General features: G+C 70.1%; 19 protein-coding genes and 1 riboswitch. Of the genes, 13 read left to right on the top strand and 6 right to left on the bottom strand.

The annotated features are described in order from the left end of the window. Positions 1–31: 31 nt before the first annotated feature. The 4 genes from EF387_RS03175 (at position 32) to EF387_RS03155 (ending at position 6072) form a co-directional block, all read left to right on the top strand. A complete protein-coding gene (locus tag EF387_RS03175) occupies positions 32–790 on the top strand; it encodes an NUDIX hydrolase (protein WP_128374912.1) in 759 nt (252 codons plus the stop codon). Positions 791–1478: 688 nt separating this feature from the next. After that, a complete protein-coding gene (locus EF387_RS03170; protein ID WP_128374911.1) occupies positions 1479–2366 on the top strand; it encodes a FadR/GntR family transcriptional regulator in 888 nt (295 codons plus the stop codon). Between the two features lie 537 nt (positions 2367–2903). Further along, on the top strand, positions 2904–4451 hold the full coding sequence (locus tag EF387_RS03160) for an RNA polymerase sigma factor (RefSeq protein WP_128374910.1): 1548 nt from the start codon (positions 2904–2906) through the stop codon (positions 4449–4451). Between the two features lie 802 nt (positions 4452–5253). Further along, positions 5254–6072, top strand: a complete 819-nt coding sequence (locus tag EF387_RS03155; protein WP_128374909.1) for a S1 family serine peptidase — start codon at positions 5254–5256, stop codon at positions 6070–6072. A gap of 183 nt (positions 6073–6255) precedes the next feature. Here EF387_RS03155 and EF387_RS03150 read toward each other — a convergent pair whose 3' ends face one another. Next, on the bottom strand, positions 6256–6486 hold the full coding sequence (locus EF387_RS03150) for a DUF7455 domain-containing protein (RefSeq protein WP_128374908.1): 231 nt from the start codon (positions 6484–6486) through the stop codon (positions 6256–6258). Between the two features lie 441 nt (positions 6487–6927). On the opposite strand from EF387_RS03150, the gene EF387_RS03145 reads away from it, so the two are divergent. The 3 genes from EF387_RS03145 (at position 6928) to EF387_RS03135 (ending at position 11373) form a co-directional block, all read left to right on the top strand. After that, the gene (locus EF387_RS03145) at positions 6928–9051 is read left to right on the top strand and encodes a DNA gyrase/topoisomerase IV subunit B (protein ID WP_128374907.1); all 2124 of its coding nucleotides are present in this window, start codon (positions 6928–6930) and stop codon (positions 9049–9051) included. A gap of 178 nt (positions 9052–9229) precedes the next feature. Beyond that, positions 9230–9784 (top strand): DUF485 domain-containing protein, encoded by a 555-nt coding sequence (locus EF387_RS03140; protein WP_128374906.1) that lies wholly within the window; start codon positions 9230–9232, stop codon positions 9782–9784. Next, positions 9781–11373, top strand: coding sequence for a solute symporter family protein (locus EF387_RS03135; RefSeq protein WP_128374905.1), 1593 nt, complete (start codon positions 9781–9783; stop codon positions 11371–11373). Before EF387_RS03140 ends, EF387_RS03135 begins: the two co-directional genes overlap by 4 nt. A gap of 105 nt (positions 11374–11478) precedes the next feature. Here the strand turns inward: EF387_RS03135 and EF387_RS03130 are convergent, their stop codons facing one another. From EF387_RS03130 to EF387_RS03115, 3 genes are all read right to left on the bottom strand, one after another. Next, positions 11479–12159 (bottom strand): response regulator, encoded by a 681-nt coding sequence (locus EF387_RS03130; RefSeq protein WP_128374904.1) that lies wholly within the window; start codon positions 12157–12159, stop codon positions 11479–11481. Next, complete coding sequence (locus EF387_RS03125; protein ID WP_128374903.1) at positions 12156–13823, bottom strand: sensor histidine kinase; 1668 nt, start codon at positions 13821–13823, stop codon at positions 12156–12158. The genes EF387_RS03130 and EF387_RS03125 overlap by 4 nt, the downstream gene beginning before the upstream one ends. 197 nt (positions 13824–14020) lie before the next feature. Then, positions 14021–15109: a sucrase ferredoxin gene (locus EF387_RS03115; protein WP_238431312.1), complete on the bottom strand. Its 1089-nt coding sequence runs from the start codon at positions 15107–15109 to the stop codon at positions 14021–14023. Positions 15110–15511: 402 nt separating this feature from the next. Here EF387_RS03115 and EF387_RS03110 point away from each other — a divergent pair, with 402 nt between their 5' ends. Continuing rightward, complete coding sequence (locus EF387_RS03110; protein ID WP_128374902.1) at positions 15512–15748, top strand: hypothetical protein; 237 nt, start codon at positions 15512–15514, stop codon at positions 15746–15748. Between the two features lie 132 nt (positions 15749–15880). Here the strand turns inward: EF387_RS03110 and EF387_RS03105 are convergent, their stop codons facing one another. Further along, on the bottom strand, positions 15881–16438 hold the full coding sequence (locus EF387_RS03105; protein ID WP_128374901.1) for a DUF6082 family protein: 558 nt from the start codon (positions 16436–16438) through the stop codon (positions 15881–15883). Between the two features lie 317 nt (positions 16439–16755). Here EF387_RS03105 and EF387_RS03100 point away from each other — a divergent pair, with 317 nt between their 5' ends. Continuing rightward, positions 16756–17832 carry a CobW family GTP-binding protein gene (locus tag EF387_RS03100; protein ID WP_420802515.1) on the top strand — a complete coding sequence of 359 codons (1077 nt, stop codon included), beginning with the start codon at positions 16756–16758 and terminating at the stop codon, positions 17830–17832. Between the two features lie 18 nt (positions 17833–17850). On the opposite strand, the gene EF387_RS03095 is transcribed toward EF387_RS03100, so the two are convergent. Further along, positions 17851–20307, bottom strand: a complete 2457-nt coding sequence (locus tag EF387_RS03095) for a DNA gyrase/topoisomerase IV subunit A (RefSeq protein ID WP_128374899.1) — start codon at positions 20305–20307, stop codon at positions 17851–17853. A gap of 651 nt (positions 20308–20958) precedes the next feature. On the opposite strand from EF387_RS03095, the gene EF387_RS03090 reads away from it, so the two are divergent. The 4 genes from EF387_RS03090 (at position 20959) to EF387_RS03075 (ending at position 26093) form a co-directional block, all read left to right on the top strand. Continuing rightward, a complete protein-coding gene (locus tag EF387_RS03090; protein ID WP_128374898.1) occupies positions 20959–22377 on the top strand; it encodes a M16 family metallopeptidase in 1419 nt (472 codons plus the stop codon). Continuing rightward, entirely contained in the window at positions 22374–23759 is a 1386-nt protein-coding gene (locus EF387_RS03085; RefSeq protein ID WP_128374897.1) for a M16 family metallopeptidase, read from the top strand. Before EF387_RS03090 ends, EF387_RS03085 begins: the two co-directional genes overlap by 4 nt. A 438-nt stretch (positions 23760–24197) precedes the next feature. Next, positions 24198–24354, top strand: a riboswitch (cyclic di-AMP (ydaO/yuaA leader). Between the two features lie 12 nt (positions 24355–24366). Beyond that, on the top strand, positions 24367–25161 hold the full coding sequence (locus EF387_RS03080; RefSeq protein WP_128374896.1) for a M23 family metallopeptidase: 795 nt from the start codon (positions 24367–24369) through the stop codon (positions 25159–25161). Positions 25162–25397: 236 nt separating this feature from the next. Further along, entirely contained in the window at positions 25398–26093 is a 696-nt protein-coding gene (locus EF387_RS03075; protein ID WP_128374895.1) for a GntR family transcriptional regulator, read from the top strand. Positions 26094–26255 lie beyond the last annotated feature (162 nt).

Genomic DNA, 26255 nt, shown 5'->3' with positions numbered 1-26255 from the left:
TTATCGTCAGGCAGACGACTATGATCGCGGCATGCCCTACGACCCCTCAGCCTTTCCTCCGTTCGCTGTCACCGTGGACCTGGTCGTGCTGACCGTGCGCCGCCATGCTCTCTGCGCGTTGGTGGTGCGGAGGGGTGAATCACCGTTCCAGGGGCGGTGGGCGCTTCCCGGAGGGTTCGTGCGGTCCGACGAGGACCTGGCTCAGGCCGCCGCGCGGGAACTCGGCGAGGAGACCGGCCTGCGCGCCCACGACCCGGACGCCCCCGCCCAGGACAACGGCGCGCACCTGGAGCAGCTCGCCACCTACGGTGATCCCAAGCGCGACCCGCGGATGCGCGTGGTCAGCGTCGCCCACCTCGCCCTGGCCCCCGACCTGCCCGCACCACGCGCGGGCGGCGATGCCCAGGGGGCCCGCTGGGCGCCCGTCGAGGAACTCCTCAGCCAGGGCGGCTACGGACGCGAGGGCGAACCGGTCGCGCCACTCGCCTTCGACCATGCGCAGATCCTGGCGGACGGTGTGGAACGCGCCCGTTCCAAGATCGAGTACTCCTCGCTGGCCACGGCGTTCTGTCCGACCGAGTTCACCGTCGGTGAGCTGCGTCGGGTCTACGAGGCGGTGTGGGGCGTGGCCCTCGACCCCCGCAACTTCCACCGGAAGGTGACCGGCACACCCGGCTTCCTGGTCCCCACCGGGGGTACGACCACGCGCCAGGGTGGACGCCCCGCCCAGCTCTTCCGCGCGGGCGGCGCCACGCTGCTCAACCCGCCGATGCTGCGCCCCGAGGTCTGAACTGCTCTCGGGTCGCCAATGAGGCCGCGGCAGCGCCCACTTGAGGCCCGCGCCGATGCCCGGACTGAAGTTTGTCAATCCGGGCCGTCAACTCGCCTACCAAGGCGAGCACTTGGGCTCGGCATCGCCAAGTCGCGCGCGGGCTGTGCCTATAGCCCGCCATGCCGCGTCGGGTCGGCCGAGGACGGGCACAGTGCGGCGGGTGCACATCTCGTCGTCGACTTGCCGCGTTCCGCGGACACGGGCCTTGCCACCTATCGGGGAACCCGTGTCCCACCGTGTCGGCCGCGGGGGGCCGCGTCGTGGCGCTCGCACACGAGGCCGCGCGAGGGTCTGCCGTGCGAACCGCTGCCGTGGAGCTTGGGAGGTCGTGCCGCTCGCCGCCCGCGATGTGGCCGATCGGTGCTGGAAGACGTGCGTCCGCGGGTTGGGTGGTCGAATAACTTCCTTGCGGAGCAAGGAGGTTGTCGTGGATAGGGCCACTTCGCGCCGGCCCGGCCGCCGGACTGCGGAACCTGGTCCGGTGACACGGTCGGTCCTCTTCCGCCCGGCCTTGTACGACAACTCCTCGTAGTGCGCGCATTTCTTTCCGATAAGGCGTCAATTGCGGCGAGGTAAGCGATCACCCTTTCGTGTGCTTTTCACCAAAGACCTCAAGGGACTTGGAGGCCACGCCGACAAAGGATCCGTGAGTACCCTTGCGCACACCATGATGACCACCGCCCGCTCCGCCGACTCCGGCCTCGCAGGACCGGGCGAACTCGACCGCTACCCCTACGCAGAACCCTCCGCCGTCGAACGCGTCGGCGTCTCCGCCTGGGAGACCGCGGACCCGGAGCTGGGCCGCGTCGGCCGTCGCACCGCCGGCAGCCGGGGGCGCGGACTGCACGGCCAACTCGTTCAGCAGCTGGGCCAGATGATCGTTTCGGGCGATCTGGGCGCCGACCGTCCGCTGGTTCCCGAGGAGATCGGACAGCGCTTCGAGGTCTCCCGTACCGTCGTCCGCGAATCGCTGCGCGTACTGGAGGCCAAGGGGCTCGTCAGTGCCCGCCCCAATGTCGGCACCCGCGTCCGCCCCGTCAGTGACTGGAACCTCCTCGACCCCGACATCATCGAGTGGCGGGCCTTCGGGCCACAGCGCGACGACCAACGGCGGGAGCTGAGCGAGCTGCGCTGGACGATCGAGCCGCTCGCCGCCCGGCTGGCAGCCGGACACGGCAGGGAGGAGGTCCAGCAGCGTCTCTCGGACATGGTGGAGATCATGGGCCACGCCCTCGACCAGGGCGACGCGCTCACCTACTCGCGCGCCGACACCGAGTTCCACTCGCTGCTCATCCAGGTCGCCGGCAACCGCATGCTGGAGCACCTGTCCGGGATCGTCTCGGCCGCCCTGCAGGTCTCCGGCGGCCCGGCCACCAGCTGTGACCGCCCGAACGACGGCTCCCTCGGACACCACGCCCGCATCGTCGACGCCCTGGCCTCGGGCGACGGAGCCGGAGCCGAGACGGCCATGCGTCAACTGCTCACCGTCCACCCCGAGGTGGAACGCGTGGTGCCTGCCCCGCGCGAGCACTGACCGCCTGCCGAGGCGAATGCGACCGGGGCGTGTGCCCGGTGCGCGGCGCACCGCGTCGTCTCTCGGCGCTCCTCTGCCGTCTCTCGGTGGTCCTTCGACAATTTTCGACCGTCCGTCGACGTGCCGCCGGACCTCGCCGGACCCCTGGAATCCGGCGAGGGGCGGGGGGCCGGGGGGGGGCGGGCCCCGGGGGGGCCCCCCCCCCCCCCCCCCCCCCCCCCCCCCCCCCATCCCCCCCCCCCCCCCCCCCACGGCCGCGTTAGAGCCCCTTGCTGACCACGTATGGCCGTATCTGGACGCTTTTGCGTGGTTACGAGGTGTGACTCGGGCCACGAAGATTGGGCGTAACGCTCCGGGAAACAGCGCGATGACCTAAGAGGTGACAGTCGAGGAGGGAATACGGACGCCGGTCACGGCGCTGTGCATCTTCCCGGCCCCCGCCCGCGCCGTCGGCTCATCCCCCAGTCGACGGTCGTCGGCTCCGGTCCATCCTGGACGGGGCCGGAAGCCGTTTTCCAACGTTCCGAGAGGTTGTTCGTGTCGGCCAGCACATCCCGTACGCTCCCGCCGGAGATCGCCGAGTCCGTCTCTGTCATGGCGCTCATTGAGCGGGGAAAGGCTGAGGGGCAGATCGCCGGCGATGACGTGCGTCGGGCCTTCGAAGCTGACCAGATTCCGGCCACTCAGTGGAAGAACGTACTGCGCAGCCTCAACCAGATCCTCGAGGAAGAGGGTGTGACGCTGATGGTCAGTGCCGCGGAGCCAAAGCGCACCCGAAAGAGCGTCGCAGCGAAGAGTCCGGTCAAGCGGACCGCCACCAAGACCGTCGCGGCCAAGACGGCGACGGCCAGGAAGGACACCGCCACCGCCGCCCCGGTGGCGCCCGCCACCGACGCTGTCGCCGAGGACGCCGCCCCCACGAAGAAGGCAGCTGCCAAGAAGACGACGGCGGCCAAGAAGGCCGCCGCCAAGAAGACCGTCGCCAAGAAGGTGGCGCCCGCCAAGAAGACCGCCGCGAAGAAGGACGACGTCGAGCTGCTCGACGAGGAGGCGCTCGAGGAGACCCCGGCTCCCGGCAAGACCGGTGAGGAACCCGAGGTCGCCGAGAACGCCGGCTTCGTCCTCTCCGACGAGGACGAGGACGACGCGCCCGCGCAGCAGGTCGCCGCCGCCGGGGCCACCGCCGACCCCGTCAAGGACTACCTCAAGCAGATCGGCAAGGTCCCCCTGCTCAACGCCGAGCAGGAGGTCGAGCTCGCCAAGCGCATCGAGGCCGGCCTGTTCGCCGAGGACAAACTGGCCAACGCCGACAAGCTCGCCCCCAAGCTCAAGCGCGAGCTGGAGATCATCGCCGAGGACGGCCGCCGCGCCAAGAACCACCTCCTGGAGGCCAACCTCCGTCTGGTGGTCTCGCTGGCCAAGCGCTACACGGGCCGCGGGATGCTCTTCCTGGACCTCATCCAGGAGGGCAACCTCGGTCTGATCCGCGCGGTCGAGAAGTTCGACTACACCAAGGGCTACAAGTTCTCCACGTACGCCACCTGGTGGATCCGCCAGGCGATCACCCGCGCCATGGCCGACCAGGCCCGCACCATCCGTATCCCGGTGCACATGGTCGAGGTCATCAACAAGCTCGCGCGCGTGCAGCGTCAGATGCTCCAGGACCTGGGCCGCGAGCCCACCCCGGAGGAGCTGGCCAAGGAGCTCGACATGACCCCGGAGAAGGTCATCGAGGTCCAGAAGTACGGCCGCGAGCCGATCTCGCTGCACACCCCGCTGGGTGAGGACGGCGACAGCGAGTTCGGTGACCTCATCGAGGACTCCGAGGCCGTTGTCCCGGCCGACGCGGTCAGCTTCACGCTCCTGCAGGAGCAGCTGCACTCTGTCCTCGACACCCTGTCCGAGCGCGAGGCGGGCGTCGTCTCCATGCGCTTCGGTCTCACCGACGGTCAGCCGAAGACCCTCGACGAGATCGGCAAGGTGTACGGCGTCACCCGTGAGCGCATCCGGCAGATCGAGTCCAAGACGATGTCGAAGCTGCGTCACCCGTCGCGCTCGCAGGTCCTGCGCGACTACCTGGACTAGAACGCGGTCCTAGGTTTCGTCGGCCACTGGTTGGCCGCACGGCCAAGGGCCCGGCTCCCGCGGGGGAGCCGGGCCCTTCGGCATGCGTGCGCCGGAAATGTAGTGCCTGCTGCCCGCGCAGAGCCCACCAGCCGCGCCCAGCCCGCCGCCTACGCGGAGCCCCCAGCCGCGCTGCCCGCCCGCCCCCCACGCCGAGCCCGTCGGCCCCGTGAGCCTGCCAGACGGGCCGAGGCCGTCGGCCGTGCCGAGCCCGCCCCGTCGGCCCCGTGAGCCTGCCAGACGGGCCGAGGCCGTCGGCCGTGCCGAGCCCGCCCCCGCCGGCCGTGCCGAGGAGTTCTGGCGGCTGCACGGAGCACCGGCGCCCCCAGAGCCGGCTCTCACACCTGAGCCTGGCCACTGCGCCGAGCGGCTGCGGCGCCGAGCAGCTGTCGCGCCGTGCCGGCGGTCGTAGCCGGGCGGACGTAATCGCCGTGCCTGGACGGTCGTGCCGAGCAGCTGTGGCGCCATGCCTGCCACTTCGCGCCCTGCCCGCGCACGGCACCACGGGCAGTCCCCGCGGTCCCTGGGGCCGCGGCGGGTCTCAGGGGACCGCGGCGGGTCCTCAGGGACCGCGCGTCTCCACGACGCGCTGGACCGGCTCTCAGGCCTCTTCTGACGCTCGCGCTGTCGTAGCGCACGCGCGCCCCGGCTTGTAGGAGCGGCAGCGGGCGTACGGGAGCGCTCGGGCCTTGCGCGGCATGCGAGCACTGCCAGGCTGGATCACTCTGGGTATGTCTCTGTCAGCTCAGAGTGAGGAACGCGCATGCCTCGTCCATTCGCCCGAGCACTCGCACTCGCGGCCGTGGCGGCCGTGATACCCCTGGCCTCGCCCGGCACCGCGGCGGCCGACAGCGTCGTCATCGGCGGCTTTCCCGTCCAGGCGTCCGCGGTCCCCTGGACAGTGGCCGTCGCCAGCCGTGACCGGTTCGGGGGTACGCGTGGGGGGCAGTTCTGCGGCGGTGTGGTGATCGGCCGGTCGACGGTGCTCACCGCGGCCCACTGTATGGGCGAGGAGGCCCTGGGTGGGCCGGTCCGGGAACTGTCGGATCTGGCGATCATCCAGGGCCGCAGCGACCTGCTCGCGTCGGACGGTCGCGAGATCCGGGTGCGCGACGTCACGGTCAACCCTGACTACAGCAGTCGCACCAACGCCGGCGACTTCGCCGTGCTCACGCTGGCGAGCGCGCTGCCACAGGGCGCTGTGATCCCCATGGCCCCGATGGGTGACGCCGCGTACCGGCCGGGTACGAGCGCCACCGTCTACGGCTGGGGAGACACCACGGGGGCGGGCGACTACGCACGCGCGCTACGGGGCGCGAGGGTGGAGGTGCTGCCCGACGCGACCTGTCAGAGGGCGTATCCGGGCAGCGCCGACGGCACGTATGTGCCGGCCTCGATGCTCTGCGCCGGGGCGACCGGTGGCGGGCGAGACGCCTGCCAAGGTGACAGTGGTGGACCCCTGGTGGCCTCGGGGCGTCTGATCGGTCTGGTCTCGTGGGGGAGCGGCTGTGGACAGGCCGCCAGCCCGGGGGTCTACACACGGGTCTCGGACGTGGTCCGCAAGCTTCGGCCGAGCCGCTGAGGCTCTCCCGGGCCGGTTCCGCCAGTGCCCGTGTCCGTGTCCGTATCCGTATCGCGCCCGCGCCCGAGGGGTGCGTGACGGGAATAACACTCCGCTGTCATGAGGACGGGCGGCCGCCCTGCGGGTGCAGGTGCGGCCGCCCGATGACCGGCCTTGCCGGAGCTGGCTCGTCGTTGCGATGTGTCAGCGTTCCTCGTCGGCTGCGCTGGTCGGAGCGGTCGTCAGCCGCTCCGTCTCGTCCTGTATCTCAGCGGCGATCTTCTTGAGTTCCGGCTCGAACTTGCGTCCGTGGTGGGCGCAGAAGAGCAGTTCACCGCCGCTGATCAGGACGACTCGCAGGTAGGCCTGTGCACCGCAACGGTCGCAGCGGTCTGCGGCCGTCAGCGGGCTCGCGGGGGTCAGAACAGTAGTCACGTCGCCTCTTCTCTAGCTCGACGAGCTGTCGTACCAGGGTCAACATCCAACCAGGCCGAAAACGTTCCCGCTCTTGGCTTTTCCTCGAAAATTGCTTTTCTCGGCGGCTGGCTGCTGCCGGTTGGCGGCGAATGAGCCGTATTGCGTGTCTTCGTGTCGTACGGGTTCGCTCTTGCTGTCAGGTTCGGTCCTACCGGCTGGCTTGCCGGTTGTTCATGAGGACGTGCCCGGAGCCTAAATGGTTCATGCCCCGAAGGGAACGTGATATGTACTTCACTCCATCGAGGGATCGAACACGCATACGAGCCTGCACTAGTCTGGTTCCGGGGCGAGGGTGGCGTTACATCGGCTCTACCAGGCCTCGGTACCCTCGGAGCGGCGACCGAAGCCGGACCCTTACCCCAGAGGGCCCCAACTGAAATTCAGCGAGGAGCGAACCGCGTGACCGCCGATACGTCCGTGCCGTCCACAGCGTTGCTGACCGGAGCAGACCGGGACGGTTCCAACTACACCGCGCGGCACCTGCTCGTCCTCGAGGGGCTCGAGGCGGTGCGCAAGCGTCCCGGCATGTACATCGGATCCACGGACAGTCGTGGTCTGATGCACTGCCTGTGGGAGATCATCGACAACTCCGTCGACGAAGCCCTGGGCGGCTACTGCGACCACATCGAGGTGATCCTGCACGACGACGCCTCGGTCGAGGTGCGTGACAACGGCCGTGGCATCCCGGTCGACGTGGAGCCCAAGACCGGCCTCTCCGGCGTCGAGGTCGTGATGACCAAGCTGCACGCCGGCGGCAAGTTCGGCGGCGGTTCGTACGCGGCATCCGGTGGTCTGCACGGTGTGGGCGCCTCCGTGGTGAACGCGCTCTCCGCGCGTCTGGACGTCGAGGTCGACCGGGCCGGGCACACCCACGCCATCAGCTTCCGTCGGGGCGTTCCCGGAGCGTTCGCGTCCCTCGGTCCGGACGCCAAGTTCGAGGCCAAGGGCGGCCTGCGCAAGGCCAAGAGGATCCCCAAGACCCGCACCGGCACGCGCGTGCGCTACTGGGCGGACCGTCAGATCTTCCTGAAGGACGCCAAGCTGTCCCTGGAGCACCTCCACCAGCGCGCCCGCCAGACCGCGTTCCTGGTGCCCGGCCTGACCATCGTGGTCCGCGACGAGTACGGACTCGGCGAGGACGGCAGCAAGGGCGAGGAGTCATTCCGTTTCGACGGTGGGATCAGCGAGTTCTGTGAGTTCCTGGCCACGGACAAGCCGGTCTGCGACGTCCTCCGCTTCTCCGGCGAGGGAAGCTTCAAGGAGACCGTTCCGGTCCTCGACGACCACGGTCAGATGACGCCCACCGAGGTCACCCGGCAACTCGGCGTGGACGTGGCGCTGCGCTGGGGCACCGGCTACGACACGACCCTGAAGTCCTTCGTGAACATTATCGCCACCCCCAAGGGCGGCACCCACGTCGCGGGATTCGAGCAGGCCGTCACCAGGACGATGAACGAAGTACTGCGCACCAAGAAGATGCTGCGCGTCGCCGAGGACGACATCGTCAAGGACGACGCATTGGAGGGGCTCACCGCCGTCGTCACCGTCCGCCTGGCGGAGCCGCAGTTCGAGGGCCAGACCAAGGAGGTGCTCGGCACCTCGGCCGCCCGCCGCATCGTGACCAACGTGGTCACCAAGGAGCTCAAGGCATTCCTGACCTCGACGAAGCGGGACGCCGCCGCGCAGGCCCGGGTCGTCCTGGAGAAGGCGGTCGCCGCGGCCCGGACCCGTATCGCGGCCCGCCAGCACAAGGACGCGCAGCGCCGGAAGACGGCACTGGAGTCCTCCTCGCTGCCCGCCAAGCTCGCCGACTGCCGCAGCGACGACGTCGAGCGCAGCGAACTGTTCATCGTCGAGGGCGACTCCGCGCTGGGCACCGCCAAGCTGGCGCGGAACTCCGAGTTCCAGGCTCTGCTCCCGATTCGCGGCAAGATCCTCAACGTTCAGAAGTCGTCCGTGTCGGACATGCTGAAGAATGCCGAATGCGGCGCGATCATCCAGGTCATAGGTGCGGGGTCCGGCCGGACCTTCGACATCGACACGGCGCGCTACGGCAAGATCATCATGATGACCGACGCCGATGTGGACGGGTCCCACATCCGCACCCTGCTCCTGACGCTGTTCCACCGGTACATGAGGCCCATGGTCGAGTCCGGCCGGGTGTTCGCCGCGGTGCCGCCGCTGCACCGTATCGAACTGATCCAGCCGAAGAAGGGCCAGGACAAATACGTCTACACCTACTCGGACCGCGAACTGCGCGACAAGCTGCTGGAGTTCCAGAGCAAGGGCATCCGGTACAAGGACTCGATCCAGCGGTACAAGGGCCTCGGTGAGATGGACGCCGACCAGCTGGCCGAGACGACCATGGACCCGCGCCACCGCACCCTGCGCCGGATCAACCTCACCGACCTGGAGGCCGCCGAGCAGGTCTTCGACCTCCTGATGGGCAATGAGGTGGCTCCGCGCAAGGAGTTCATCTCCAGTTCGGCCGCGACGCTGGACCGCTCGCGCATCGACGCGTAGCGCTCCGCACCGACCGCACGCCTCCGCCCGGGCACCCGCCGCGGTGCCCGGGCGGAGCCGTGCTCGTTTCGCCCACGGGAAGGGTCTCGTGGGCGCCACCCGGCAGTCAGGTCACCTGATGGGGTGAACAGCACCGGGAGAAGAGTCCGGGATCTTCCTGATCTGCCCATCCTTGGGCATGCAGTCAAGCAACAGTGGTCGCCAACGCGGTCCTGAGAGGTCGGTCGTGCCCCAGGAGGGCTACGGCCCGGAACCGGTCGCCACGGGGGCGGCCGGACCGGTGAGGCTCGACGACCCCTGGTACGACGCACTCGCCTCCGGCTGGGGCGAGTTGGACGGTACGGGCGCGCCCACCCCGGCGGCAGCGTCCCCGCGACGTCGACCGGAGGACCGCACCGCGGCGGCCGAGATCTATCTGGAGGTTCAGCGCAGCGAGGCCTTCCGAGAAGTCCGCAGGCGGTACCGGAGGTTCGTGGTTCCGGCCGTGGCCGTCTTCTTCACCTGGTACGTGGTCTACGTGGTGACCGCGACCTCCGCTCCGGGGCTGATGGCGCGGCCGGTGGCGGGCGCGGTGAACGTGGCGATGCTGTCGGGGCTGGGACAGTTCCTCACCACCTTCCTGTTCACCTGGGCGTACGCCCGGCACGCGCGGCTGCGCCGGGACCGGGCCGCACTGGAACTGCGCTGGGACACCCAGGAGTTGACGCGCACGGTCAGGGGTGGTGAGCGGTGACGGGGAACCACCAGATGCTGGCGCTGCTGCTGTTCAGCGCGTTCGTCGCCGTCACTCTGGGGATCACCACCTGGGTGAGCCGCGACCGGCACGGGTCGGCGGAGGAGTTCTATGTGGGAGGGCGTCTGTTCTCCCCGATGGAGAACGGTTTCGCCATCGCAGGCGACTACATGTCCGCCGCCTCCTTCCTCGGCATCTCGGGGCTCATCGCGCTCTACGGCTACGACGGGCTGCTCTACTCGGTCGGGTTCCTCGTCGCCTGGCTGGTGGTGCTGTTCCTGGTCGCTGAACTGGTGCGCAACTGCGGCCGGTTCACGCTGGCCGACGTCGTCGCCGCCCGGATGAGGGAGCGGCCGGTGCGGATCGCGGCGGGAACCTCCTCGGTGACCGTGTCCGTCCTGTACCTGGTCGCGCAGATGGTCGGGGCGGGCAGCCTGGTCGCGCTGCTGCTGGGCGGTACGAGCGGCGCGGCGCGCAACTGGGCGGTGATCGGTGTCGGCGCGCTCATGGTGATCTATGTCTCGCTGGGAGGGATGCGGGCCACCACGTGGATCCAGATCGTGAAGGCGGTCCTGCTGATGGGCGGCACCGTCGCGCTGACAGCGCTCGTGCTGGTGCGCTTCCACGGCGACTTCGACCAGTTGCTGCGCACGGCGGCGGAGCGCAGTGGTCACGGTGACGACTTCCTCGCTCCCGGACTGAAGTACGGCGGGGACTGGACCGCGCGGTTCGACTTCATCAGCCTGGGACTCGCGCTGGTGCTCGGTACGGCCGGGCTGCCGCACATCCTGTCCCGCTTCTACACCGTGCCGACCGCGCGGGCCGCCAGGCGGTCCGTCGTCTGGTCCATCGGTCTGATCGGCGGCTTCTATCTGATGACGATCGTGCTGGGCTTCGGCGCGGCGGCCCTCGTCGGCTCCGACGCCGTACGGAGGTCGAACCCGGCGGGGAACACGGCGGTGCCGCTGCTGGCGCTCGATCTGGGCGGCGGATCGGGATCAACGGGCGGAACGGTCCTGTTCGCCGTCGTCGCCGCGATCGCCTTCGCCACCATCCTCGCGGTCGTCGCCGGGATCACCCTCGCGTCGTCGGCGTCGGTGGCACACGACCTGTATGCCTCGCTGCGCCGGCGCCGTGCCAAGCCCCACAGCGAAGTCGCCGTGGCACGTGCCGCCGCGGTCGGGATCGGAGTCGTCGCGATCGCACTGGGGCTGCTCGCGCGCGACCTCAATGTGGCGTTCCTGGTGGGTCTCGCCTTCGCCGTCGCCGCGTCCGCGAATCTGCCGGTGCTGCTTTACTCGCTGTTCTGGCGCGGCTTCACCACCCGCGGCGCCGTATGGTCCGTCTACGGCGGCCTGGTGCCTGCGCTGGTGCTCGTCGTGCTGTCACCCGTGGTGTCGGGCAGCCCGGCCTCGCTCTTCCCCGACCTCGACTTCCAGTACTTCCCGCTGGAGAACCCGGGGCTCGTCTCCATCCCGCTGGGCTTCCTCGCCGGGTGGCTCGGAGCGGTCACGTCCCCCGAGCCACCGGACGAGGCTCGGCACGCGGAGACGGAGGTGCGGGCGCTGACCGGGGCCGGGGCGGTGTGACGGACGGCGTCGCGTCGGCCGCGGTGATCAGATGACCGTGCCTCAACCCCGCTCGCGCACGCGCTGGTCCACCGGACTCAGGCCGCGCTGATCCCGGTCGTGTACTCAGGTGCGGGTCGCCCAGGCGTAGCGATGCTCCGGGCGGCCAGCGTCGCCGTACTTCAGGGTGAGCGTGGCCCGCCCGGTGCGCTCCAGGAGCTTCAGATAGCGCTGGGCGGTCTGCCGGCTCAGTCCGGTCCGCTCGGCGATCTCCTGAGCGGACAGCGGGCCTTCGGCGCTCACCAGGGCACGACGGACGAGCTCGGCGGTGGTGGGGGAGTGCCCCTTCGGCAGATCCGGCTCCGAACCCGCCGACAGGGCCCCGAAGATGCGGTCCACCTGGGCCTGTTCGGCCTCGCCGCCACTGTCGAGGGTGCGCCGCAGTTCCGCGTACGCCTCGAGCTTGGCGCGCAGGCCCGCGAACGCGAACGGTTTGACCAGGTACTGCAGTGCGCCGTGCCGCATCGCCGCCTGCACAGTGGAGACGTCCCGTGCCGCCGTCACCATGATCACGTCGGTCTGGTGACCGCGTCGGCGCATCTCCTGTACGACCGCGAGACCCGTCTCGTCCGGCAGATAGTGATCCAGCAGCACGAGGTCCAGTTGTGGCAGCAGCTCCAGTTGCCGCAGTGCCTCCTGCGCCGAGTGCGCCTCGGCGGCGACGTGGAAGCCCGCGACCTTGTCCACGTAGGCGGCGTTCACCTTCGCGACCCTGGTGTCGTCGTCCACGACCAGGACCTCGATCATCGTGACTCCTCCTTGGCGGCCGTAATGAGCGCGGTGGGCTCTACAGGTGTTCCGGGTTCCGTGAGCGCTTCGGGCAGGACCACCGTGAACTCCGCGCCGCCGCCCTCCGCGTCGTCCACGCACGCGGTGCCACCCTGCCGTTCGGCGAGCCTGCGCACCAGGGAAAGTCCGATCCCGCGTTTTCCGTGCGCCGGTGGTTTCTTGGTCGACCAGCCCTCCGTGAAGATCAGCTCGCGCCGGTCCTCGGGGACGCCGGGCCCGGTGTCACGTATCCGCAGGACCGCCGTACGCCCCTCCGCCCGCAATTCGACCTCCACGCGCGCGTGCCGGGAGCCCGCGACGGCGTCGATGGCGTTGTCGACCAGGTTCCCGACCACGGTCACCAGCCCCTGGGGATCGACCAGCCGGTTGGGCAACAGCGTGCTGTCCGACACCCACAGGGCCACGCCGCGTTCGGCCGCGACCGTCGCCTTGCCCACCAGGAGCGCGGCCAGCAGGGGGTCGTGGATCCTCTCGGTGACCTGTTCCGCGGTGGCCCTGTGGTCCCCGACCACCTCGCCGACGTATTCCACGGCGTCGTCGTACATCTCCAGTTCCAGCAGCCCGAGAACGGTGTGCATCCGGTTGGCGTGCTCGTGGTCCTGGGCACGCAGGGCCTCGATCAGACCGCGTGTGGAGTCGAGTTCGCGGCCGAGCTGTTCGAGTTCCGTACGGTCGCGCAGAGTGGCGACGGCGCCGCCGTCGTCCGTGGGCATGCGGTTGGCGACCAGAACCCGCTGGCCGCGCACGGTCAGCAGATCGGTGCCGTTGACCCGCCCGGCCAGCACGTCCGTGGTGCGCCCCGGGCCGAGCGCGTCGTCCAGAGGCCGCCCGATCGCCTCACCGTCGAGACCCAGCAGCCGCTGGGCCTCGTCGTTGAGCAGCCGGATGCGCCCGGCGCGGTCGAGCGCCACGACCCCCTCACGGATGCCGTGCAGCATCGCCTCACGCTCCGCGAGCAGCGCGGAGATGTCGGAGAAGGCGAGGTCATGGGTCTGCCGCTGGACTCGTCGGGAAATCAGGTACGCGGCCAGCGCCCCGATGGCGAGGGCGGCGCCCGCGTAGGCGAAGAGCCCAGGGATGGCGTGGACGAGCCGGGCCCGCACGCTGTCGTACTCGATGCCGACCGAAACCGCTCCGATGATGTGCCCCTGGGCGTCGCGCAGCGGCACCTTGCCGCGGGCCGAGCGGCCCAGGGTGCCGTTGTCGATCTCCATGACTTCCTGGCCGGCCAGGGCGCGCCTCGGGTCGGTGGAGACGACCTTGCCGATCTCCGAGGGATCGGTGTGCGACCAGCGCACGCCGTCCGTGTTCATCACGACGATGTACTCGGCCTTGGTGGCGTGGCGGATCCGCTCCGCCTCGGACTGCACGGGTCCGTCCGCCGTCGGGCGCGTCGACTTCAGGTCCTTCGCGATCTGCGGCTGGACGGCCGTTGTCTGCGCGATCGAGAGCGCCCGGCGCATCGCCTGGTCGTCCAACTGCTGGCTCAGGGGTGCCAGGAACAACCCGGTGGCCAGGACGACGACCCCGGCGGCGATTGCCACCTGCATCAGCAGCACCTGCTGGAAGACGCGTTTCGGCAGACCGAGACGCAGCCGACGGGCAGGAGGGGTGGGGCTCATACCCAGAAACGGTACGGGGGAGTGCGGGCCGTGCCGTAGGGGTGTGGTGGGGATCTCGTACGTTCGGCGCCGGTCGGACGCTTCGGCGCCGTTCGGATGCTTCAGCGGGTGGCACGCCCCGTAGTGCGGACGGGCCGTGCCGCCATGCCGACGGGTTCGGTGTGGCGGGGGCGGGCCGTCGAGCGCGGATCCGTCGTTCAGCGCAGGACGGGCACCGGTGCCTCCTCGTGCACGGCGACGACGTCCATGCGCGCCGGAGATCCGAGGGGGCTGCCGCAGCTCTCCGGGCGGGGCGGGAGGGCGCGGCCCTGGGCGACGGTGACGTGCCACCGGCGGCCGTCCGCGTGGGCAACCGTCACCTTCCAGCACGGGGTCGCCTCCCCGCGGGGGGTCGCCTCCGAGCGCGGGATCGCTTCCAAGAGCGGGGCGCCGTCCGGCCTTGCACCGGCCCCGCGCGCGGTGCCGTCGGCGTCCCCGGCAACCGTCTGTACTACGCCTGGTACGCCCTGCGGCGCGACTCCCGGTACGCCCTCCGTCCGGACGACTCGGAGAACGTCCGCACGTTCCTCGCCCGTGGCCGCGCGCACCGCGAGCTCCGCCGCCTGCCCCGGCCGTTCCCAGGCGGAGTTGCCGCGGCACCCCTCGGTGACGACACGACCCTCCCGGACGCCCTGGAGGATCTCCTTGACGTGGTGGGCCTGGACGCGCCCGTACGCGTACCCGTACGGGAGCACGAGCATGGTGGGCGAGAAGCGGTGGCCCCCCAGGTGCGTGACCTCCCAGACGCCCTCGACCCCCGAGGCGGCCAGTTCGGCGGCGAGGGGGCGGCCGAGGAGGGCGCAGCAGCGGTCGCGCTTGCCGTTGGTGCAGACGAGGGCCAGCGGGTCGCCGGTGTGCGCCGTGCCGCCGAGAGCCGCGTCGAAGGTGTGGGGAAGTCCCATGCCCAGGGAGGCGAAGTCGATGTCCAGCAGCCGTTGCGGGTCCGTCGTCACGGCGCTGTGCAGCCAGGTGTTGCCGGGGGTCGTGTGAGCCGCGTACACGCGCCGCTCGTGGGCGTCGCGGCAGTCGGCGTGCCGGCCCGGCCTGCGGATCAGCGCCACCCGTACGCCGGTCCCCTCGGCGGCGGCCTCAAGGGCCCGGCCGAGCACGGGGTCGAGATGGCTCGAGGTGAGCGCGCGGGCACCCCACGGTCCCGGCTGTTCGAGCAGCAGCCAGGTTCGGGCGGTGGCGGCGGTCCCGGCGAGAGGTTCGTCGAGGTCGCGGGACGCGGTGGTGCACGGGCTCACGAAGGTGAGCCTAACCTGACTTGAGTGCCCGGCGAATCATGTGGGGCGTTTGAGGGATTGATCACAGGGCAGGTGTTTGCCCCCAGGGCGTGCGGCGACTCCGCGTTGAGCGGCTGCCGGCCGCGAGCGCCCACGTGAGTCCTTAAGGGTGATCCGCCCCTCCCGGAAACAAGGACTTCACTCGTTGGGATCTGCATCTTCTACAACACCGGCACCGGATCCCGAGTATGTTGTCGCCTGCCCCTCGTATGGGCACTCCGGGGGAGCACCCTCTCCGTGGAGAACCATTCAACGCGCCACGGTGTACCCCTGCCTGGTCGGCGCCGATCACTCCGAGGGACACCGCGCTCGGAGGGCTCTGTTACTCCAAGTCTCCAAGTTGCAAGGATTCGTGATCCCCCGGTGAAGATCGTGCGTCGAGTAGGGGCGTCTCCGCGTGAGCGCGGAAGCCTGAACGGTCAGTCCTGCCCTGACATCTTTGAACTGAGCGACGGCAATTTCGCGGTCATCGGGACAGAGGCCACAGCAGCACTCGACGGCGAACTTCCCGGCGATGCGTCCCGCGCGAACTACGAGCGCATCGTCGTCATCACGCGCGAGACACTCATCCGGGCAAAGGCTGACATTCCGGACGTGTAGCCCGTCCCATCACACGCTCGCGGCCCGCCGGTGCGACGCGCACTGCCGGGCCGTTGCCGTTCCACCGCGTTCCGGTACGGCCGCCGGTAACAGGTCCCTGAGCACCACACCGGGCGGGTCCACCCGCGCGGCCTACTGGAAGTCGCGCGGGAGTTCCCCCGCGACCCACCACTCCTCCGCATCGTCCAGATCCCGGATGAGCTGGTCCACCATTCGTCCGGTACGCGCTTCGTCCGATGAGTCGTCCAGGCTGGCCCGATGGTGGCGGGTGGCTTCCCAGTACTGACGGAAGATCGCGTTCTGGCATGTGATCCGCAGGTATCCGTGCAACTCCTCCAGGCTGACGATGCCCAGCCGGTAGGCATGCAGGGCATTGGTGTAGAGCGCGTTGGCGAAGAGGAACTGCCGCTGCGTTCTTGGAGGCACGTCGGTTTCGTACGTGTCCAGTACCGCGGCCAGGTCCGGGTCGTCCATGGCCTTGCTCAGGAGCTCGATCAGCAACTGCTGCTGATGGGACAGATCTGCGTGCCGCTGCCACTGGCCCGCCTGTTCGATGCGCTCGAGTCGGCGGCGCAGTTCGTCGTACTTGCGCGAGTGGCTGGTCAGTAACGCCGCGGCGCCCATTGCGACGGCCAGGCCCGCCATGGCGGCGAACCGTGCCCTCCCCGTCCCAGAGTTCCATGTGGTCATGCCAACCCCCGATTCAGGCGACCGTCCGCCGGTCGTCGGGTGCGGTCGACTGGGAGGGGACCGGCAGCGGTGGCGGCGCTTGCCGTCTCCCAGGGTGCCGATCTGTGTTCGGGTGCCGGGAGGCGGAGAAGGAGGCGCACAGAAGGAAGCGCGGGTCGCATTTTTCTGCGCCATGCACAGCGTGTGCCCCCCTGGCGCTGCTGACAACCGTTCGCTCCGCGGAGATTCAGGTGCCTCGTATCCTGGCTGCGCGTCGATCGCCGTACGGAGCCGAGCCCCGTTCGGCATCACGGAAGCGTGACGGCCCGTCGCACCAAGTGCAGCAAGGAGAACCCCAGTTGAGTGAACAGCAGATCCCGGTCGTCGTCCTTGCCGGCTTCCTGGGCTCTGGCAAGACCACTCTCCTCAACCATCTCCTGCACAGCAGCCGCGGCAGCCGGATCGGCGCGATCGTCAACGACTTCGGTGACATCGAGATCGACGCCATGGCCGTCGCGGGTGCGCTCGGGGACTCCACCGTCTCACTGGGCAACGGATGCCTGTGCTGCGCCGTCGACGCCGGCGAACTCGACCTCTACCTGGAGCGGCTGGCCCATCCCGCCACCCGTATCGACGTCATCGTGGTCGAGGCGAGTGGGCTCGCCGAGCCTCAGGAACTCGTGAAGATGGTGCTCGCCAGCGAGCATCCGCGCATCGTCTACGGAGGACTCGTCGAGGTCGTCGACGCCGCCGAGTTCGACGCCACCCGGAGCCGGCACCCAGAGCTCGACCGGCATCTCGCAATCGCCGACCTCGTCGTCGTCAACAAGGCCGACCGTGTGCCCGAGGCGGAGCGGGAACGGGTCCTGGGGCTCGTACGGACGCTCACCGACCGCGCCGCCGTTGTCTCCGCCTCGTACGGCCGGATCGATCCGGAGATCCTGTTCGACCCTAAGCCGGTGACCGAACGCCTCGGACAGCTCTCCTTCGACGACCTGAATGATGATCGGCGGCACGAGCCGACCCAGCATCTGCACGATGCCTATCAGGCCCTCTCCTTCACCTCCGAGGCTCCGCTGAGTCCCCGCCGGCTCATGGACTTCCTCGACAGCCGGCCCGAAGGGCTCTACCGGATCAAGGGCTATGTCGACTTCGGTCCCCATGACGCGGCCAATCGCTACACCGTCCACGCCGTCGGGCGCTTCCTGCGGTTCTACCCGGAGCCGTGGGCGCCCGGTGACCAGCGGCTCACACAACTCGTCCTCATCGGGTCGGACATCGACACCGCGGCCCTCGGCAAAGCGCTCGACGTATGCGCGGAGGACGCCCCCCACGCCGATGAACACAGCATGTGGGGCGTCCTCCGTTACGTGCCGGACGCGGATGACGTCCAGGAACCGGGCGCGCCGGTCTGAGCGACGCGCCGGTCTGAGCTACACCGGTCCCGCCACCGCCGCCACCGTCTTCGACAGTGAGACGCCCGAGCCGTCCCGGCGCGGGTCCGGCTCCGGGAGATCGGCCGGCAGGCCGCTGCGCTGCGCCGCCCGTGCCGGTGCCGGGCCCGCCCAGGCGAAGGAGAGGCAGTCCTCACCCTTCAGGAAGCGCTGGCAGCGCACGCCGCCGGTGGCCCGGCCCTTCCGCGGGTACTGGTCGAACGGGGTCAGCTTCGCGGTCGTCTGGACGGAGTCGTCCAGCGTGCCGCGCGAGCCCGCCACCGTGAACACCACGGCGTCCACGGCCGGGTCGACCGCCGTGAAGGAGATGACCTTCGCGCCCTCCGTCAGCTTGACGCCCGCCATGCCGCCCGCCGGACGCCCCTGCGGACGCACCTGGGAGGCCTGGTAGCGCAGCAGTTGGGCGTCGTCCGTGATGAAGACCAGGTCCTCCTCGCCCGTGCGCAGCTCGGCCGCACCGACGATCCGGTCGCCCTCCTTGAGGGTGATGACCTCCAACTCCTCCTTGTTGGAGGGGTAGTCGGGGACGACGCGCTTGACCACGCCCTGCTCCGTACCCAGCGCCAGGCCCGGCGAGGACTCGTCGAGGGTGGTCAGGCAGACCACCTTCTCGTCCGCGGCGAGGGTCGAGAGGAACTCCGAGATGGGTGCTCCTCCGGAGAGGTTGGGCGCCGTCGCCGACTCCGGCAGCTGCGGGAGGTCGATGACGTTCAGCCGCAGCAGCCGACCGGCGGACGTCACCGCGCCCACCTCTCCCTGGGCCGTGGCCGGGACCGCGGAGGCGATCAGGTCGTGCTTGGCGCGCTTTGCGGCCTCGTCCGTGACGAACGGATCGCCGTTGGCGGTGCGGGCCAGCAGCCCCGTCGACGACAGCAGCACCCGGCACGGGTCGTCGGCGACCTGGAGCGGCACGGTCTGGGCCGGCGCGCCGGAGGACTCCAGCAGCACGGTGCGCCGCGGGGTGCTGAACTTCTTGGCCACCGCGGCCAGTTCGCCCGAGACGAGCTTGCGCAGCTCCGCGTCCGACTCCAGGATGCGGGTCAGCTCTTCGATCTCCGCGTTGAGCTTGTTCTTCTCGGCCTCCAGCTCGATGCGGTCGAACTTGGTCAGCCGGCGCAGCGGCGTGTCCAGGATGTACTGCGTCTGGACCTCCGACAGCGAGAAGTGCCCCATCAGGCGCTCCTTGGCCTGCGCGGAGTTGTCGCTGGAGCGGATCAGCCGGATGACCTCGTCGATGTCCAGCAGCGCGGTGAGCAGGCCCTCGACCAGGTGCAGCCGGTCGCGCTTCTTGCCGCGGCGGAACTCCGAGCGGCGCCGTACGACCTCGAAGCGGTGGTCGAGGTAGACCTCCAGCAGCTCCTTCAGACCCAGGGTGAGCGGCTGGCCGTCGACCAGCGCCACGTTGTTGATGCCGAAGGACTCCTCCATCGGCGTCAGCTTGTAGAGCTGTTCCAGGATCGCCTCCGGCACGAAGCCGTTCTTGATCTCGATGACCAGACGCAGGCCGTGCGCGCGGTCCGTGAGGTCCTTGACGTCGGCGATGCCCAGCAGCTTCTTGGAGCTCACCAGGTCCTTGATCTTGGCGATCACCTTCTCCGGGCCGACGGCGAACGGCAGCTCGGTGACGACCAGGCCCTTGCGGCGGGCGGACACCGTCTCCACCGACACCGTGGCACGCATCTTGAAGGTGCCGCGGCCCGTCTCGTAGGCGTCCCTGATCCCGGAGAGGCCGACGATCTTGCCGCCCGTGGGCAGGTCCGGGCCCGGGACGTGCTTCATCAGCGTGTCGAGGTCGGCGCCCGGGTGCCTGATGAGGTGCCGGGCCGCCGCGATGACCTCGCCGAGGTTGTGCGGCGGCATGTTCGTGGCCATGCCCACGGCGATACCCGAGGCGCCGTTCACCAGCAGGTTCGGGAACGCCGCCGGCAGGGCCGCCGGCTCCTGCTCCTGGCCGTCGTAGTTCGGGGCGAAGTCGACCGTGTCCTCGTCGATGGACTCCGTCATCAGGCTCGTCGCGTCGGCCATGCGGCACTCGGTGTACCGCATCGCGGCCGGCGGGTCGTCGTTGCCCAGCGAACCGAAGTTCCCGTGGCCGTCGACCAGGGGCACACGCATCGAGAAGGACTGGGCGAGGCGGACCAGGGCGTCGTAGATCGACGCGTCGCCGTGCGGGTGGAGCTTACCCATGACCTCGCCCACGACCCGCGCGCACTTCACGTAGCCGCGGTCGGGGCGCAGGCCCATCTCGTTCATCTGGTACACGATGCGGCGGTGCACCGGCTTGAGGCCGTCACGGGCGTCCGGCAGCGCTCGGGAGTAGATGACCGAGTACGCGTATTCGAGGAAGGAGCCCTGCATCTCGTCCACGACGTCGATGTCGAGGATCTTCTCCTCGAAGTCGTCGGGCGGCGGGGTCTTCGTGCTGCGGCGGGCCATCGCTGCTGCGGCTCCTTCACAGTCTCTGCCGGGGCATGTACGGATCTGACGCGCTCCATTGTGGACCGCCGCACTGACAACGCGGACCACGCCCCTTGTCCCAGGGCCCCATCACCCCTCTCTCGCGGGCTCCATCACCCTCTCTCGCGGGCCCACCACGCCTCTCTCGCCGGCTGCTCACCCCCTCTCTCGCGGGCTGCGCCGGGGCCCGCGTCGCGGTGGGCAGGTCCGGTCCGGGGCCATGTTCCGAGGCCCGTCACCGTATGCACGCCACACCAGTCACGGGCCCGGCGGAGCCGCCCGTCGTCCCGGGCGACCTGCGCGCCACCTGCTCGAGCGCAGTCGAGAGCCGTCGAGACCTCTCGAGAGCTCGGTGGAGGGCCCGAGGGGCCGGGCAAGGCCCCGACGGGGCCCGCTGGTCGCCCGGGGACGCACCGTGAGCGTCCCGCCACGGTCGCACAGCGGTCGCCCGCGGTCGCCCGCTGTGCGACCGAGCCCCGGGTCCTGGCCGCGCGGCGACCCCACCGATCCGCTCAGGGCGTACACCGCGCCGGAACTTCGCCAGGGGTCCGCGCGCTTGCATACAGTGGCAGGACCGGCAGGATTCCACGGTTTTTCCGCGATGCCTTTTCCGCGATCGAAGGGACGTACATGCCCATGGGTCACACGGCCACAGCTGAGGCCGGCTCCGGCGGCCTGACAGCAACCGAGCACCGTCTGGACAACGGCCTGCGCGTGGTCCTCTCCGAGGACCACCTGACCCCCGTCGCGGCGGTGTGCCTCTGGTACGACGTCGGCTCCCGTCACGAGGCCAAGGGGCGCACCGGCCTGGCACACCTCTTCGAGCACCTGATGTTCCAGGGCTCGAAGCAGGTCGACGGCAACGGACACTTCGAGCTGGTGCAGGGCGCGGGCGGCTCGCTCAACGGCACCACCAGCTTCGAGCGCACCAACTACTTCGAGACCATGCCCGCGCACCAGCTGGAGCTCGCCCTCTGGCTGGAGGCCGACCGCATGGGCTCCCTGCTCGCCGCGCTCGACGACAAGTCGATGGAGAACCAGCGGGACGTCGTCAAGAACGAACGCCGTCAGCGCTACGACAACGTCCCGTACGGCACCGCCTTCGAGAAGCTCACCGCGCTCGCCTACCCGGAGGGCCACCCGTACCACCACACCCCGATCGGTTCGATGGCGGACCTGGACGCGGCCACGCTGGAGGACGCCCGGAATTTCTTCCGCACCTACTACGCCCCGAACAACGCCGTCCTGTCGGTCGTCGGCGACATCGATCCGGAGCAGACGCTCGCGTGGATCAACAAGTACTTCGGCTCCATCCCCGCGCACGACGGGAAGCCCGAGCCGCGTGACGGAGCGCTGCCCGACATCATCGGCGAGCAGCTGCGCGAGGTCGTCGAGGAAGAGGTCCCCGCGCGCGCGTTGATGGCCGCCTACCGGCTCCCCGAGGACGGCACGCGCGCGTGCGACGCGGCCGACCTGGCGCTCACGGTACTCGGCGGCGGTGAGTCGTCCCGCCTCTACAACCGGCTGGTCCGCCGTGACCGTACGGCGGTCGCCGCCGGATTCGGACTGCTGCGGCTCGCCGGAGCGCCCTCCCTCGGGTGGCTGGACGTGAAGACGTCCGGTGACGTGGAGGTCCCGGTGATCGAGGCGGCCGTCGACGAGGAGCTCGCCCGGTTCGCCGAGGAGGGCCCGACGCCGGAGGAGATGGAGCGCGCCCAGGCCCAGCTGGAGCGCGAGTGGCTGGACCGGCTCGGCACGGTCGCGGGCCGTGCCGACGAACTGTGCCGGTTCGCCGTCCTGTTCGGCGATCCGCAGCTCGCGCTGACCGCCGTGCAGCGCGTGCTCGAGATCACCCCGGAGGAGGTGCGGGAGGTCGCGAAGGCCCGGCTGCGCCCCGACAACCGCGCGGTGCTCGTGTACGAGCCGGTCACGGCCGACACCGGGTCCCCGCAGGCCGCCGAAGCCGCCGAAGCCGCCGAAGCCGCCGAAGCCGCCGAAGCCGCCGAAGCCGCCGAAACGACCGAAGAGAACGAGGAGTCGGCGAAGTGACCGAGCTCGTGAGCATGGAGTTCCACCCGCAGCCCCAGCCCGGCGAGGCCAGGCCCTGGGCGTTCCCCGCGCCCGAGCGCGGCAGCCTGGACAACGGCCTGACGGTGCTGCGCTGCCACCGCCCCGGACAGCAGGTCGTCGCCGTGGAGATCCACCTCGACGCCCCGCTGGACGCCGAGCCGACCGGACTCGACGGGGTCGCCACGATCATGGCCCGGGCCTTCTCCGAGGGCACCGACAAGCACTCCGCCGAGGAGTTCGCCGCCGAACTGGAACGCTGCGGCGCCACCCTCGACTCGCACGCCGACCACCCCGGCGTCCGCCTGAGCCTGGAAGTGCCCGTGTCGAGGCTCCCCAAGGCGCTCGGACTGCTCGCCGACGCCCTCAGGGCACCCGCCTTCGTGGACAGCGAGATCGAGCGCCTCGTGCGCAACCGCCTGGACGAGATCCCGCACGAGATGGCCAACCCCGGCCGGCGCGCCGCCAAGGAGCTCTCCAAGGAGCTGTTCCCGGCCACCTCGCGCATGTCGCGCCCGCGCCAGGGCACCGAGGAGACCGTCGCGGGCATCGACTCCGCGGCCGTACGCGCCTTCTACGAGAAGCACGTGCGCCCCGCCACGGCCACCGTGGTCGTCGTCGGCGACCTCACCGGCACCGACCTCGACGCGCTGCTGGCCGACACGCTCGGTGCCTGGACGGGTTCGTCCGGGGAGCCGCGCCCCGTTCCGCCGGTGGTCGCCGACGACACCGGGCGCGTCGTCATCGTGGACCGTCCCGGCGCCGTCCAGACGCAGCTGCTCATCGGCCGGGTGGGCGCGGACCGCCACGACCGCGTGTGGCCCGCTCAGGTGCTCGGAACGTACTGCCTCGGCGGCACCCTCACCTCGCGCCTGGACAAGGTGCTGCGCGAGGAGAAGGGCTACACCTACGGTGTGCGGGCGTTCGGGCAGGTGCTGCGTTCCGCACCCGACGGGACGGGCGCCGCGATGCTCGCCATCAGCGGCTCCGTGGACACCCCGAACACGGGCCCGGCCCTCGCCGACCTCTGGAACGAGCTGCGCAAGCTCGCCGCCGGGGGACTGACGGACGCCGAGCGCGACATCGCCGTGCAGAACCTCGTGGGCGTCGCACCGCTGAAGTTCGAGACCGCGGCGGCCGTCGCGGGCACGCTGGCCGACCAGGTCGAGCAGCATCTCCCGGACGACTACCAGGCGACGCTCTACCGGCAACTCGCCGCCACCGGCACGGTGGAGGCCACCGCCGCCGCCGTCAGCGCATTCCCGGTGGACCGGCTGGTGACGATCCTGGTCGGCGACGCGGCGCAGATCGCGGAGCCCGTCAAGGCTCTGGGGATCGGCGAAGTGACGGTCGTGACGGGCTAGTGCCGCAACAGGCAACGTTCGCCCCGTCGCGTCGCCCGGCACTCCCTCAAGCTCTTCGAGCAGGGGGACCCCCACTCGCCGCACCGGCCGAAAGCCCAAGTACGTCCAGTACGAGGACTTCCGGCCGGCACTCCCCCAAGCTATTCGAGCAGGGGGTACCCCCAGAGCACGCACCGGACGCCGCTCCTTACCGGGCAAACGTTGCCTGCCGTGGCACTAGTTGACACGTCCGTCGGGCTCCGGCGGACCTCATTCGCACAGCCGGGACCCCGGTGGCGCACAGCCACCGGGGTCTTTAAATGTCCGTATTGGTGCAGGAGTTACCTGTCTGCTCTGTGGTGTGGGCTACAAAAACCGGGATTCGTTTGCTGTTCGAAAGGACTCCCGCTTAGCGTCAGTCCGGCTGTTCGTCAGGCAGTGCGCCGCACCCGCGGCACCGGACAGTCATCGCCGAGTCCCCATGGCGCGAGCCAGGGGAGCCGGGGACCCAACCGCAGTCCCTGGGGTGAATCGGACGCCCTGCGAGGGGTGGCCGTAGGAGACCTTCCTGCTCCGAACCCGTCAGCTAACCCGGTAGGCGAGAGGGAAGGAAAGGACCACCCCCTTCATGGCGTTCACCCGTGCCACCGGGAAGCACCGTCGCCCGACCCGCACCACCACGCGCCGGACCGCCCAGGTCACGGGCCTCGCCGCGCTGACCACCACCGGTGTCATCGGAACCCTCGCCGCCCCCGCCCTCGCCGCCGACGGCACCCCCTCGCCCGAGGACACGGGGCTCACCCCGGTCGTCTCTCTCGGCGACACGGCCGCCCAGCAGATCGACGCGCAGGCCGCCGCCCAGGAGCAGGCCGCCTTGGAGGCCGCGCGCCAGCAGGCCGAGGACGCCGCGCGTAAGCAGGCCGAGCAGGCCGCGCGTAAGCAGGCCGCCGAGGAGGCCGAGAAGGAGCGCGAGGCCAAGGAGCGTGCCGCCCGCGAGGCCGAGCGCAAGCGCCTGAACACCTTCGTGTCCCCGATCAGCGGCTCGTACGTCTCGACGAGCTACGGGTCCGGCGGCGCCGTCTGGTCCTCCGGCAGCCACACCGGCATCGACTTCCACGCCTCCAGCGGCACCGCGGTGCTCTCCGTTGGCGCCGGCACGGTCGTGGAGGCCGGCTGGGGCGGCGCGTACGGCAACAACATCGTGATCAAGATGAACGACGGCACCTACACGCAGTACGCCCACCTGTCGTCCATCAGCGTCTCCGTGGGCCAGACGGTGACCCCGGGGCAGCAGATCGGCCTCTCCGGAGCGACCGGCAACGTCACCGGTGCCCACCTCCACTTCGAGGCCCGCACCAGCGCCGAGTACGGCTCGGACATCGACCCGGTCGCGTACCTGCGCTCGCACGGAGTGAACGTCTGACGAGGGTTCCCCCGCTCGCCCCACCGCTTTCCGAGGCCCCGGCTCATCGAGCCGGGGCCTTCGCGTTCGGCGCGACGCCCGATGCGGCGGACGACTGCCTGTTCGGACGGGGGTGGTGTCCAAAAAATATCCATGAGTTTCGGCCCGCCATCGGAAATTCCGGTCCTCTGCAATAGAGTCTGCTGAACAAGCGTCAATCGAAGACGTTTCACGGGGATTAAGGCGGAGGTCCGGTCATGCGTATTCCGGCGCACTCGGTATGCACGGCGATCCGTGATGACATCGTCGCGGGTGTCTACGAGCGCGGCAGCCGGCTCACCGAGGAACTGCTGGCTCGGCGCTACGGCGTCTCCCGCGTCCCCGTGCGCGAGGCGCTGCGCACCCTCGAGGCCGAGGGCTTCGTGGTGACCCGTCGGCACGCGGGCGCGTGCGTCGCGGAGCCCACCGAGCAGGAGGCCGGCGACCTGCTGGAGATGCGCATGCTGCTGGAGCCGCTGGGCGCCGCGCGGGCCGCCCAGCGCCGCACAGAGGCCCATCTGAAGGTGCTGCGCGGTCTGGTCAGGCTGGGCCAGGAGCGGGCCAGGCGGGGCAACAGCGAGGATCTGCGCTCCCTGGGCGGCTGGTTCCACGAAACGCTCGCGCAGGCCTCCGGAAGTCCCGCGCTGACCTCCACCCTTGCCCAGCTGCGCCACAAGATCGCCTGGATGTACGCGGTCGAGGCGCCGGCTCAGCCCGCCGAGTCCTGGGCGGAGCACGGGGCGATCGTGGACGCGGTGGCGCGCGGGGACAGTGAACGGGCCCGGTCGATCACCGCCCTGCACACCGAGCGGGCCACGGCCGCGCACCGGCTGCGCTTCGCCGGCCGGGGGGAGCGGACGGACCGTGTGAGAACTTCGCAACATTCCGTAAACACGGTGGGCCTCCGGCATTAACAGAAGCGCCGTATACAAAGAGAGATATTCGGTGGGGCCTTTTTCTGCTGCCCGAATTTCTTGTGTTCCGTTCGGCGTTCTCTTTGCGGTGCACGCGCTATTGGTGTGCAGCCGCTCTGCAATTTCCACACTGCTCGGTGTGCGGATCCGAAGCCGGTGGGA

Source organism: Streptomyces cavernae (assembly GCF_004023625.1).
Lineage (GTDB): Bacteria > Actinomycetota > Actinomycetes > Streptomycetales > Streptomycetaceae > Streptomyces > Streptomyces cavernae.
This window is presented reverse-complemented; position numbering and strand designations above follow the sequence as displayed.